This window comes from Acinetobacter sp. CFCC 11171, from assembly GCF_003268405.1.
GTDB lineage: Bacteria > Pseudomonadota > Gammaproteobacteria > Pseudomonadales > Moraxellaceae > Acinetobacter > Acinetobacter amyesii.
Genome location: NZ_LQXP01000012.1, coordinates 85,253 through 97,064, shown reverse-complemented (window position 1 = coordinate 97,064; position 11,812 = coordinate 85,253). Strand labels below are relative to the sequence as shown.

The window sequence follows — 11,812 nt, the reverse complement described above, 5'->3', positions numbered from 1 at the left end:
ATTCTAAAGAGGTCGCGACACGATGATGCTCATGTGGATCACGTGGGTGCAAAGGTTTGAGCCACTGACTAGGGAATAAAAATGATTTGGACATAGCATTCAGCTTTATTATTTTCTGTTTGAATTTTTTCAAAAGCCTGAAATAGTTACAAGGTCGATTACATAAATCAGATGAGAAACAGTTTTCTAGAAAAAGGATAATGGTTTAAAAAAACCTACTTAAGCGTTAGATATTCAATCATGGAAGTAAAAATTCAAAGTGACAAAACTGCGAAAGGCGTTTAAAACAAAAACTCGATAGATCGATGTGTTTTTTTATATCTCAGCTATATTTTTCTCTAAATTTTAATGACATACTGCTAGTAATTAAAAAAATAATGAAATCTAAAAGTGATGTTAAAAGAAAAATTAGCGTCTTTTCCTGACGCAGTTTGGGTACAGATCCATTATGATCAAATGCAAGTTTTAACGCACGATCATCAAATTGTAGCTGAACAAAACTGCCATCTGGCTTTTATAGAACGTGGAAGTTTTGTCCGAAACTATCAGGTTGCAGAACAGTGCTTCAACCAACTCATACAACAGATCCACTTCAAGTGGTATGAGTTTGGACAGCCGGTTATTTTTATTCAGTTAAAAGAACGCTTATGTGAAGAAGTCAGCGCGCTCGAGCTACGAGCCATTCAAGAAATGGCACTAAGCGCAAATGCACATTTTGTATTTGTTTACGACAAACATGGTATCGCACTCGAAGCAGAAACCATCAAAAATGATGAGTCACCTTTGCTCAAATGGTTTTTCTGTGGGCTGATCTTGCTCATTTTGCTGATTATCTTTAAATAATCAGCTTCATTCGCAAGGGTAAATCAAACTACGATACTTTCTGCTGCTGCAATTGCTCAATACTCGAAATCAAATCGTTAAAACGATCAATCACCAGAGCCGGTGCAGCCGTTTGAATTTCTTCTGCACTACCATAACCATAGCTCACAGCAATACTTGCCACTGCATTACGGCGTGCGCCTAAAATATCGTACTCACGGTCTCCCACCATCACACATTCTTTTGCATCTAACTGTTCTTGCTGCAAGATGTATTCAATTAAATCGCCTTTGTTGGTGCGCTCGCCATTTAGTTCAGTGCCATAGATCACAGTAAAATATTTTGCCAAATCAAAATGTTCTAAAATTTGGCGAGCATAGACCGTCGGCTTTGCTGTAGCGACGTACAAGTGAAAGCCTTGCTGTTGTAAAGTTGCTAGAGTTTCGGCAACGGCAGGATAGACTTTATTTTCAAATAAACCGGTAACGGCAAAGCGCTCGCGATAACCTAGTAAAGCCTGATCTGCAAGTACATTATGCACATCGACATTGAGGATTTTGGCCAAAGAGGCTTTCAAAGGTGGTCCAATGATCCAATCGATATTGTCTCATCCGAAATGGGATGTCCAATTTTCGCCAGTCCATAGCGTGCTGAAGTGGTAATGCCAACTTTTGGATCTGTTAATGTTCCATCGAGATCGATCAATATATTCTTAATCACAGCTTTTACCTTATCCATTCACTTCTGCAAAAATACTATCGAGTGTTCGCTCAAAGTTGCCTATACTATCGTAAATTTTGTGTAATAAGGACATCATTGTGCGCCCTACTGTACTGTGCTTTTCAGGTCTTGACCCTTCAGGTGGTGCAGGACTGCAAGCGGACATTGAAGCCATTGGTCAAAGTGGTGCACATGCTGCCATTGCGTGTACAGCATTAACCGTTCAAAACTCACAACAAGTGTATTCGTTTGAAGCAACCTCTCGTGAGTTATTGCTGGCCCAAGCACATGCTGTCGTCGGTGACCTCCCTATTCGCTGTGTAAAATCAGGAATGTTAGGAACGACTGAAAATATCGCGGCTCTCGCTGAGTTTTTACGTGAACATCCCGAATATCATTATGTTCTCGACCCCGTTTTAGTTGCCAATAGTGGTGGTTCTTTGGGCGATCAAGCAACGTTGGTCAAAGCCTTTGCGGAATTGATTCCACTTGCCACAGTGCTTACACCTAATACCGTAGAATTACGCGCACTCACAGGTGAAGACGACATATCTAAAGCTACAGCAAAACTTTTTGCGATGGGCGCTCAAGCGGTATTAGTAAAAGGTGGGCATGAAAATACGCCAGACTATATCCAAAACTCGTTGTACATTCAGGGTGAATTAGTTTCTGAAACCCGTTGCCCACGACTGGATGGGGAATATCACGGCTCAGGCTGCTCATTGGCGAGTTTTATAGCTGGGCGTTTAGCCTTAGGTGATGAGCTCAAAGCGGCTGTTCATCATGCCGAAACATGGCTATTTGGTGTGTTGAAAATCGCTGAATCACCTGTTGTGGGCGGACAAAAAATTCCAAAACGTTTTTAGTATTGTTGGTTATTCATGTTAAGCCGATAAAAACTACTTTATATGATTTAAAAGCCCTGTATATCAGGGCTTTTTGTAATTAAGAGTCGAGTTGAACCCAATATACTAAGGTTGGAATTTCCCATGCACCGCCAGCAAATCCTTTGCACTGTGTGGTTTTTGCCATATAGGTTTGGATAAAGCGCTGACCGTTCCACGACCATTCCCCTTTACTTTGACAATCGCCAATGCCTCGTCCACGTTGGTTGGAGAAAATTTGTCCTTCACTAAACCCACTTCCAGAAAAGGTCACGGATTGTTTGATTTGCTTTAAGTTACGATCCATCAGCCAATAACCATTACCACTGTTATATGCCCCACGCCAACATGGCACTTCGACCAAGGCATTTTTTCCATTGATTGGAAACACCACGACTCGATCATCCTCTAAGAAATTTGCATCAAAGAGTTGAGGACAATCTTCTACTGTCGTTTTTTTCTTTATCAATCCAAATAATTGTTTGGCTGTGGGCGCATTGACGGCATACCGCGTTTGTAAGCCCTTACTGTAATTTTGAATATTCACTTTTGGAATACTTTTCGGTTTGAGTACATTGGCCGAACTGCTATTGGCTTTACGTAATAATGCAGAATTTGTCCCTATGCGCTTTTGAAAATCATCCATACGGAGTAATACGGCACTAGCACCCTGCACGGACAATAACCATGTTTTGTTGTTGCCTTTCCACACAATCGGTTGATTGGCTTGCAAAGCTTGAATCAGTTTTTGAGTTTGAGCTGCACTTAACTGACCTTCCGCAGTTTTGGCATCAAGCTGCACAGTTCCCTGATTTTTACCTAAAGTGTAAAGTTGAAGTGGTTTATTTGCCGCACTTAACGTTTCAGGATCGAGTTTCACTCGTGCGCTGACTTGCGCTTGAGCGCCCGCAGCACGTTGTAATAATACAGAAATAGCGGGCTGATTGCCCTCCGCCTGATAACCTGCAACGCGACAAGTCCCCGTATTATCACAAGCGATTTCCCAATCCTTATGTGAAAAATAATTTCCTTGAATTTGAGCAAAACTCACACTACAACCCAATGCAGCAACGTAGCCCAATAAAAGTTGCCAGATGACATTATTTTTGTTCATGTCTTTGGCTCGAATAATTATATTAGAGCCATCTTAGAATGCTTTTCACTGAAACTCCAGTTTAAATGGATCTGCTACATGATTTAAATTTATAGAGATGAATCATTCAGTTGCTGTATCTCTTCACATTTTTTTCGTTTCGCATTTTCATCACTGAGCGTATTCATCAAATCTGCCGCTAGGCCTTTTAAAAGACTCATATCATCATCGGTCATTTGATTCGGCTGCCGATCTAAAACACAGAAACTTCCCAGGGCCACCCCATTACGGTCTCTAAGTGCAACGCCTGCATAAAAGCGAATGCGGTTATGCATCAATTCAGGTAAATGCGCAAAGCGTGGGTCACGTTGTAAGTCTTCAATAATCAAGCGTTCATTTTGATACACCAAATGGCTGCAGATTGAGTCTTGCTTCGACTGGCGCACCTGCATCGGTTGCTCGGTAGCCTCAGCCAAAGGGCTACCTGGGGTATAGACCCAGTCTTGCTTGACCCAAGAAATTTGTGCATATTTCACATCGAAGGCTTGTCGGGCTTCTTCAATATATTGTTCATAAATCGGTAAATTCCGATCATCCAAAACATTCAGTTCTTCTAATGCTTTTAAGCGCTGCGCTTCAACACTAGGATCAGGCTCATCCAACCAAGACTCACCATGCGTCAATTGAAAAGCTTCAATGGTTAATATCAAATCATTCATATTATTGACTACAGCATCGACGGTGAAATTTTCTTTGATCGCATCTAATTGCTTTACTTCATCACAGCTCCACAGTGCAAAATCAGTTTTTTATCTGGAAACTGTGCCTTAAAAAAATGGCTTAATAGACGAATTTGAGCTTCTGGTGCTGTATGAAAAATCGAAATACATACGATCTGAATATCCTCTTGGATATCATCTATACTTTGATGCTGATTTTGTATCAGTACGTCGCTAAATGCCTGTGCCGGAATACCGCTTAAACTTAGCCCATGCGCCAACATAGCCGATACTTGAACATCAATTTCCCAACGTGCGCCGATACACAAAACCTCAGTTTTCTGATCCTGCTGTGCCACTGGATATGCCCGTTGAAAACTATGATTAAACAGTTTTAATCCCTGATGTAAACGTAGTCGATGTTCAGCACTGGCCTCGGTGTTGTGGCCTCTCGAAAAAATCCATATGGCTGGAATCGCGACTTTGGCATAAAACGCATTAACCCGCCGTGCCTTGATTTCATCCGTCGCATCCTTCGGTAACTTTTCAGCAATAAAATTTTGTGCGACATCCACGGCATCTTGCACATCATCAGCGACTAATCTCTGATAGAAGCGCTCATGCGGTGCCAATGCAGGCGTACTACCGATCAGGGTTTTAATAAAACCTAAGGATGGTACATAGCTCGAAAGCACCAATAAACACGCGGTTAAAGGCGTCGATAAAATCAAACCAATCGGCCCCCACACAGCCGTCCAAAACATGGCAGCAATAATAATGGCTAAGGTTGAAAGTCCGGTACTTTCCCCATATAACCAAGGCTCAATAATATTATTACTGACCAACTCCAAGAGCAAAATTAAACCCACTGTCCATAGCACCATATTCCATGTGGGATCTACCGCAAAAGCCAATGCAATGGGGAAAATCGCAGAAATCATTGGGCCGACATAGGGAACAAAGCGCATCACAATCGCCACCATTCCCCACATAATTGCTGCCGGCACCCCAATAAACCAAAGTCCCAAGGCCATCGGAATACCGTAGGTCACATTGACCATCAGCTGCATACGTAAATATTTACCGATACGATTGACGGCTTCATCTAGTGCGTCTGTTCCGATATTTAAATTGCCGCCCAGCAGCTTAAGGAAACGGTCATGCAAATCTTTCCGATTGACCAAAATCAGAATCACAAATAAAAATACAATACCTGCGGTTGCCAAGGGATTGAGCACCCGCTCACTCCAAGCCATGACCGCTTCAGCCGTGGTTTGTTGTTGTCCCACCACTTCCACTTGCTGCACTTTAGGATTTTTCTCTTCAGGCACCACATCATCTATCGAGTTTTCAACAGTATCTATGGTGGTTTTTGCGCCATCCCAAACACTCGGGCCGCGTGCAAATTGACGAATAGAATCCATTTTCTTTTGAATCGTACCGTGATATTGCGGTAACTCTTGGCTTAATTGCCCCAGTTGATAACCCAAATAAGAGGCCGCGCCGGACAAAATCGCCAAAGCCAAACCGACCACAATAAATATCGATGGCATCTGTGGTAGTCCCCAACCTCGGAGTTTCATCACCAAAGGGTCAACTAAAAAAGCCAATAAGATTGCGAGTGCCAATGGAATAAAAATATCTTTACCAAGATATAAGGCCGCAATCAGCAAACTGCCGATGATGAATCCTGCCGTGATTCGAATCACTTTATGTAAATCTGCAGGGGGCATTTGCTTCGAGGCGTTCAGGTCTTGTAAGCCTTGCTTTTGACCTGATGGTGATGATTCAAAATCTTGCGCTAATTTATTATTTTTATGATCCATTTTCTTATCCTGAACGATGGTCATTATTTTTTAATTTAGGCTGAAGTTTTAGAACTGCATACGCATTTCATGTAATGATTTGCAAAGAAAAAAAACAGAGCGACATGGCTCTGTTTTCATACTGTGTTTTGAGATGAATTAAAAGATAATTACTTTACTTTGATGAGTCACAATATCCACTGGAACAGAAATATGTTGATGAACGATCTTCCATAGAGACTGCGTTTTTTTCATCCCAATGGTGTTACGACACCACGAGATCCCTGGCGTTGGTATCCCACTCTTATCATCAATTTTGGAATAACAGTGCAGAAAGGCAATATCAGGTTCTGCATGGATGACCAGTTCCCGCCTAAACACCTTTAAACCTTCACGAAAATACTCTCTATAAAATTCCCACATTTTTTGATATGCCATTAAGCCGCGCATTTCACAACTGGCATCAAAAAAGTTCACATCTGCTGCGCAGGATTCAGCAATATTCTCAATTTTCAATTGGCAGATAACCTCATCCCAATTGGCTAAAAATTGCAGAATTTCGTCAGCGGCCTGTTGGTCACCGACTATTTTGATTTTATCTTGCATCTCTGGCACCTATTTCTTTTATTTTTTATGAAGCATTATTCTGTGAGGCGTTTGGAAGTTGAATTTCAACGATCTTCCAGCTCCAACCTCGGCGTTGCATACTAAATACGGTATATGTTGCTTCGCTAAGGCCTTGGAGCGGCACATACAGATCAAATCGATTCCAAGCACTATAGCTTGCTTTGGGTTCAAGGGACTGGCTTTGTTTTAAAGCGACAGTAGTTGGAGTTGCATCCTTTTTGGATGATGTTGATGTATGAGGTTGTTCTGCGACCTTATTTTCAGCATGAGTGAATAGTTCAATCTCTGAGCTAATCATGCTCGGATTGGTTAGTTGGGTTATTTCTGGTAATTGGATCGACTCTTTTAATGCTTTGCCTTGTAAAAGCAGCATGATACTGTTTGGATTGACCAGACTGTCGACCAGCGTTGCACTGAGGACTGTGCTGAGCTGCCCACCCCACGACTGAGCGAATTCGGGTAAATGCTGTAGCCCAGTTTTCTGTTGAATGAGGTCTTTAACTTGTGGTTTTAGACTCGATTTGACTGCCGCAAAATCGATATATTGAGCAATTTTTTCAGGTTGATTGTGCTCATAGGCTTGACGTATTTGGTACAGCACCCAATACGGAGACGCAATCATCCAACCCAAGACGATGATCAAGATCGCAATGAGCCCATAATACAAAATATGATTCTGCTTATTCATCGTTCACCACTCTAGCCAGTGAAGTTGTAGTACTTCCTTGTACCGTTAAATAAGCCTGCTCTAGATTGAATAGCATCCAACATAACAGCGCTTATCTGAGAACCATATAGCTTTTGATCTTGTGATTTTGACGAGCCTTCAGGTTTGTTCATCTCGCTTTGGCTGTCTTAATCAGGTTGTTTCAAATTTAAGCTGTTAATTCTCTAATTTGGGTATTCGCACCATGGGTTTTAACTGACTAAATGCCTTTATCGCGCGATTGCTCACTGGCATAAAATTGGCTGATCCCAATAATATGATGGTTTGCCGCTTTCAGATTGAAATATGGTTTACCATTGTTAACATTCAGTCGTTCAAAGCGACTATCATCTGCGCTGTTGTTTTGTACAGACTCAATCCCGTTTTGTGATGATGCTTACACTTTATATAATTCACTCGTTAAAATGATTTCACCGTTCCATGCTTTTAATAGAAAACGAAACTGCTGATCATTAGAATGAGTGATCTGGTACCATTCCGACATATGTTACCCCATCATTTTCATTTTTTTATCTATTATTCGATCAGGATTTATTATTGGAAATTAAACCTGATCTACAAAATATAAATGAACCCAGTCACATTTTTCAATGTCTTTTTTGATCAGGGTAAAAGGTTGTAATTTAATCATCAGAAAAATGATTTTTAATAAATAATTCCAATCAAAAAAACCGACCGAAGTCGGATTTCATTATGCTGTATTTGTGAATAGATATGCTTTACTCAACGCATTGAATAAAGACCTTAAGGACTGAGGATCTGCTTTGAATACGTCGCTTTATTCATTTCTAATATTTCCACACAAAGTTGCACTTCTATTGCTGAAGCTGTGACATGTTGTTTCAACACGTCCAATAGTAACAATGAAATTTGCTTTTGAACTTCAACCGTTCTACCCGTCAATAATGAAACTTTGGCATGCATATACGCATGTTGAGCGTGTTCATCCAAGCCCACAACAAACTCTTCCTGAGCGACAGCGCGGCTTTTAATATCATTGATGGCACTAACATGACCCGATTCAAATAAGGCAGTGTTTAGCGCTTTAAGTAAAGGACGAGCCTCAAGCTCAAGATTATTGGAATATTCCAAATGAATATGCGGCATAGTAAAGACTTTTCAAACCCGTAATGCGTCTATTATGCAGGCTGAAAAATAAAATCTATAGCGGATTAGTTATCTATTTCATGTTTAAGTAGACATCCCAAGCCAAGTGTGGCCTTCGCTTAGGATGATTGAAGATTGCTTTAAAGCGAACAATAACGAAACTTAAACTTTTTTCACGTATTCAGATTTGAGTTTCATTGCTCCTATACCATCAATTTTACAGTCAATGTCATGACCATCTGTTGCATCAGCTAAAAGACGGATATTTTTAACTTTTGTGCCCACTTTCACCACTGAAGATGAACCTTTAATTTTAAGGTCTTTCACCACAGTAACCGTGTCACCATCGATCAATACATTGCCATTGGCATCTTTAATCACTAACTGTTCATCTGCAGCGCTTTCGCCCTCACGCCATTCGTGTGAGCATTCAGGACAAATCAGTAAATCACCATCATTATAGGTATATTCAGAATTACATTGGGGACAATTGGGTAAAGACATAAAAGACCTCAAAAAAAGATGGACGCAAAAATCCATAAAAACTTAATATAACATTTTTATGTATTTCATAAACTTAAAAACCATAAATTTCGTATGGTTTAATCACCTTGTGAAGGTCGTAAATTTCACAACGCTACAGCACTTGAAGGTTTAAATTTTAGATCTCTAATGAGGTATTTAATATTAACGCTTTTAAGATATGCGCATGATTTTTATCCGTATGTTTAGCCGCTGTGAGTAAGGTTAGTGGCTCCTCTTTTTCCCATGCCCGCAGTTGTTCCAACTCGGCTTGATGTGGCTGTATTTCTTGCAAATAGCGCTGTTTAAACTCGTCCCATCGAGAAGCCATTGCCTCATCTTGATGATACCAACGACGTAAATCTGTAGATGGCGTCAATGCCTTCGGCCACAAATCTAGCTCTGCGCTCACTTTACTGATACCACGCGGCCACAAGCGATCGACTAATATGCGTTTACCGTCGTCTGGGCTTATCTCATCATAAATACGTTTAATGTGTACAGTCATTAAGCCCTCCTTCGCCTATTTGCAGTTTTTCGATCATTCGTCAGATTATTCATCCGGAATCGCTGGATTCACTAAAAAAGCCAGTAACTGTAAAGACTCCTGCCAACCCAAATAACAGGCATCAGGTGGAATAACGCTCGGCAACCCTGCCTGTACAATCGTCACTTCGGTTCCTACTGATACCGCTTTAAACTCAACAGTGACCTCGATTTCACCGGCCAACTCTGGCATATCAAATTGGTCTGTATAGTGCAGTAAATGATTGGGCACGACTTCATGATAATCACCATGGAAAGCGTGTGTGGTTCCCGTTGAAAAATTTTGAAACGACATGCGGTACGAGCCACCTACACGCACATCCGAATGCTCCACATGGGCCGTAAATCCATGCGGTGCCATCCATTTAACCAAAGCATCTGGCTCCACAAAGGCACGATAAACGCGCTCTACAGGCGCACTAAAAACACGATGTAATCGAACAGTATTGCTCATGATGATGTCCTTTTGTCATTGTTTTCACTGAATCATCCACATGCATTCACCCTCGCTTTATCGTCCATTTTTATCACACTGAAACGTTCTAAATGAGACAGCTTTGAGACGTGCGAGAAAGGTCATTGCTGTTCAATACTATAGCGAATCCTACAGATTGATCCCATCACTTTAACGCAATGCAGTGTTATGTTTTGTGAGCTGCATTCATATTTATTTTGATTAAAAATATTTAAAAATCAAAATTTTACACAATTTTTATAAAATTTAAATAATAAAAAACCCAGTTGAATCACTGGGTTCTTGTTGCTAAAGATGCAATAGTGAGACTTAGCTCAATTGTGCTTCATCTTCATCCAGATCATCATCTTCGTAGATATAAGCCATACAACCCCAGCCGTCATATTCGCCCGAATGTTGTTCCGCAATTTTAATAAACCACTGCTCTAAATCAACGATATCTTCATAATCAGGCTCCATATAAACATAGACCGTGATAATCCATTCCACGCGATCTGATTCTTCATCTTGGAACAACGAAATTTTTTGCTCTTCTTTCAATAAATACAATGCACACTGTTCAGCCTGCGCTTCGTTGGAAAAGGCAATTGAATATTCGATTTCGTGCGGCACAGATAAATCATCACCATCTTGCTGCATCTGCCACAGCACATTGCCATTATCATCATCTGGAAATTGTTTAAAATCACGAGTCATTGTACTTTCCCTTATCGTTTATGAATTTTATTCTGTTGACTTAGATTAACGGATAATTGTTGCAATTTGCATTAGCTAAATCTCTTTAATCAGAAATAGAACGCCGAAGTGATCTTTCTGATAACAATTCAAATTAAACCACAACGTCCATATTGGCCTGAGTTTCTTTGAAATGTAAAACCAAAGCTGCCATTTTCAATTCTTCTAAGCGTAATTGTAGATAACTGTCGAGTACCCGTGCCTGACTAAAATGTACACCATGCACATTGAGCAAGGTGAAATCATCCGCCAAAGCCTGCAATAGCTCACCTAAGTTTTTGGTATTTAATTGGGCTAAATACAAATCAGCACGACTATTAAACACCAATGTAAATAATTGCATCGCAGCCAAACGACGTTCTTCATCAACATAATTACATTTTGCAGTCGATTGCTGCTCCATTGCATCAATCATTTTGCAACGTACTGCAGTCAAATTTTGCTTTGCCGCAGATTCATTCATGCCATCCATCAGCTGATCTAAAATACTCTGTAAAGGTAAAAAGAATGCTGACTGATAGCCCCGTATTTTGTTGTCCAAAGCACGGTTGATGTTTTCCAAATGCTGCTGATCCAGCGCTTGGCTATACAAACCCTTTAACTCGGCACGGGCTTGTTCCTGTATTTGTGATTTAGCTCTTTCTTGATATTTGCTCAAATACTGACGCACTTGTTCGATCTGTGCGCGAATATCATTCAACATGATATCGGCATTGGCTTTGGTGACTTCCACCAAACCATCAGCCTGTAAAGTTCGATACTCAACATATTGTTCAATCTCTACAATATGTTGATATTTTGCTACTTTATCGACTTGGATTTTTAGCCCACTGTTTTGAATACGTAATTGACTGATTTCATAATTCAGTTCATCTTGCTGCGACTCTGTTTCAGCCAGTTTTAACCGCGCACGATCGAAGTTTTCCTGCAGTGAACGTAGGGTTTTATCATTTTTCAATTTGCGGTTATAAACAAAAAGGAGAGCCACAATTAATAGGATGATAAGGACGATTAAAGCAATATTGATCAT

The 11,812-nt window shown here is 40.6% G+C and carries 13 protein-coding genes and 2 pseudogenes; 2 read left to right on the top strand and 13 right to left on the bottom strand.

The genetic code is table 11. The features are described from left to right. Positions 1-393 precede the first annotated feature (393 nt). Entirely contained in the window at positions 394-843 is a 450-nt protein-coding gene (locus tag AVJ20_RS07975) for a hypothetical protein (RefSeq protein ID WP_111884827.1), read from the top strand. Between the two features lie 28 nt (positions 844-871). Here AVJ20_RS07975 and AVJ20_RS07970 read toward each other — a convergent pair. After that, positions 872-1,542: pseudogene (locus tag AVJ20_RS07970) on the bottom strand (HAD-IA family hydrolase). A gap of 98 nt (positions 1,543-1,640) precedes the next feature. Here AVJ20_RS07970 and AVJ20_RS07965 point away from each other — a divergent pair. After that, the gene (locus AVJ20_RS07965; RefSeq protein WP_078192312.1) at positions 1,641-2,408 is read left to right on the top strand and encodes a hydroxymethylpyrimidine/phosphomethylpyrimidine kinase; all 768 of its coding nucleotides are present in this window, start codon (positions 1,641-1,643) and stop codon (positions 2,406-2,408) included. Positions 2,409-2,487: 79 nt separating this feature from the next. Here AVJ20_RS07965 and AVJ20_RS07960 read toward each other — a convergent pair whose 3' ends face one another. From AVJ20_RS07960 to AVJ20_RS07910, 12 genes and pseudogenes are all read right to left on the bottom strand, one after another. After that, complete coding sequence (locus AVJ20_RS07960) at positions 2,488-3,540, bottom strand: DUF1176 domain-containing protein (RefSeq protein ID WP_111884826.1); 1,053 nt, start codon at positions 3,538-3,540, stop codon at positions 2,488-2,490. An 89-nt stretch (positions 3,541-3,629) separates the two neighbouring features. Beyond that, the gene (locus AVJ20_RS18675; RefSeq protein WP_228157183.1) at positions 3,630-4,238 is read right to left on the bottom strand and encodes a GAF domain-containing protein; all 609 of its coding nucleotides are present in this window, start codon (positions 4,236-4,238) and stop codon (positions 3,630-3,632) included. Positions 4,239-4,291: 53 nt separating this feature from the next. After that, positions 4,292-6,064 (bottom strand): AI-2E family transporter, encoded by a 1,773-nt coding sequence (locus tag AVJ20_RS07955; protein WP_228157182.1) that lies wholly within the window; start codon positions 6,062-6,064, stop codon positions 4,292-4,294. Positions 6,065-6,202: 138 nt separating this feature from the next. Then, complete coding sequence (locus AVJ20_RS07950) at positions 6,203-6,649, bottom strand: YybH family protein (protein ID WP_218948040.1); 447 nt, start codon at positions 6,647-6,649, stop codon at positions 6,203-6,205. Positions 6,650-6,674: 25 nt separating this feature from the next. Further along, positions 6,675-7,358, bottom strand: a complete 684-nt coding sequence (locus tag AVJ20_RS07945; RefSeq protein ID WP_111884825.1) for a DUF2939 domain-containing protein — start codon at positions 7,356-7,358, stop codon at positions 6,675-6,677. Positions 7,359-7,596: 238 nt separating this feature from the next. Beyond that, positions 7,597-7,881: pseudogene (locus AVJ20_RS07940) on the bottom strand (YegP family protein). Between the two features lie 260 nt (positions 7,882-8,141). Further along, a complete protein-coding gene (locus AVJ20_RS07935; protein WP_111884824.1) occupies positions 8,142-8,504 on the bottom strand; it encodes a 5-carboxymethyl-2-hydroxymuconate Delta-isomerase in 363 nt (120 codons plus the stop codon). A gap of 162 nt (positions 8,505-8,666) precedes the next feature. After that, positions 8,667-9,008 (bottom strand): zinc ribbon domain-containing protein YjdM, encoded by a 342-nt coding sequence (locus AVJ20_RS07930; protein ID WP_111884823.1) that lies wholly within the window; start codon positions 9,006-9,008, stop codon positions 8,667-8,669. 157 nt (positions 9,009-9,165) lie between these two features. Then, on the bottom strand, positions 9,166-9,534 hold the full coding sequence (locus tag AVJ20_RS07925) for a DUF488 domain-containing protein (protein WP_111884822.1): 369 nt from the start codon (positions 9,532-9,534) through the stop codon (positions 9,166-9,168). A 45-nt stretch (positions 9,535-9,579) separates the two neighbouring features. Continuing rightward, complete coding sequence (locus AVJ20_RS07920) at positions 9,580-10,026, bottom strand: SRPBCC family protein (protein ID WP_111884821.1); 447 nt, start codon at positions 10,024-10,026, stop codon at positions 9,580-9,582. 330 nt (positions 10,027-10,356) lie between these two features. Continuing rightward, complete coding sequence (locus tag AVJ20_RS07915; RefSeq protein ID WP_111884820.1) at positions 10,357-10,743, bottom strand: ribonuclease E inhibitor RraB; 387 nt, start codon at positions 10,741-10,743, stop codon at positions 10,357-10,359. A gap of 133 nt (positions 10,744-10,876) precedes the next feature. Next, positions 10,877-11,812, bottom strand: a complete 936-nt coding sequence (locus AVJ20_RS07910; protein ID WP_111884819.1) for a hypothetical protein — start codon at positions 11,810-11,812, stop codon at positions 10,877-10,879.

Coding starts and splice junctions, on each gene's coding strand:
- AVJ20_RS07975 (WP_111884827.1), top strand. CDS start 394: ATGTTAAAAGAAAAATTAGCGTCTTTTCCTGACGCAGTTTGGGTACAG.
- AVJ20_RS07960 (WP_111884826.1), bottom strand. CDS start 3,540: ATGAACAAAAATAATGTCATCTGGCAACTTTTATTGGGCTACGTTGCT.
- AVJ20_RS18675 (WP_228157183.1), bottom strand. CDS start 4,238: ATGAATGATTTGATATTAACCATTGAAGCTTTTCAATTGACGCATGGT.
- AVJ20_RS07955 (WP_228157182.1), bottom strand. CDS start 6,064: ATGGATCATAAAAATAATAAATTAGCGCAAGATTTTGAATCATCACCA.
- AVJ20_RS07950 (WP_218948040.1), bottom strand. CDS start 6,649: ATGCAAGATAAAATCAAAATAGTCGGTGACCAACAGGCCGCTGACGAA.
- AVJ20_RS07945 (WP_111884825.1), bottom strand. CDS start 7,358: ATGAATAAGCAGAATCATATTTTGTATTATGGGCTCATTGCGATCTTG.
- AVJ20_RS07935 (WP_111884824.1), bottom strand. CDS start 8,504: ATGCCGCATATTCATTTGGAATATTCCAATAATCTTGAGCTTGAGGCT.
- AVJ20_RS07930 (WP_111884823.1), bottom strand. CDS start 9,008: ATGTCTTTACCCAATTGTCCCCAATGTAATTCTGAATATACCTATAAT.
- AVJ20_RS07925 (WP_111884822.1), bottom strand. CDS start 9,534: ATGACTGTACACATTAAACGTATTTATGATGAGATAAGCCCAGACGAC.
- AVJ20_RS07920 (WP_111884821.1), bottom strand. CDS start 10,026: ATGAGCAATACTGTTCGATTACATCGTGTTTTTAGTGCGCCTGTAGAG.
- AVJ20_RS07915 (WP_111884820.1), bottom strand. CDS start 10,743: ATGACTCGTGATTTTAAACAATTTCCAGATGATGATAATGGCAATGTG.
- AVJ20_RS07910 (WP_111884819.1), bottom strand. CDS start 11,812: ATGATCAATATTGCTTTAATCGTCCTTATCATCCTATTAATTGTGGCT.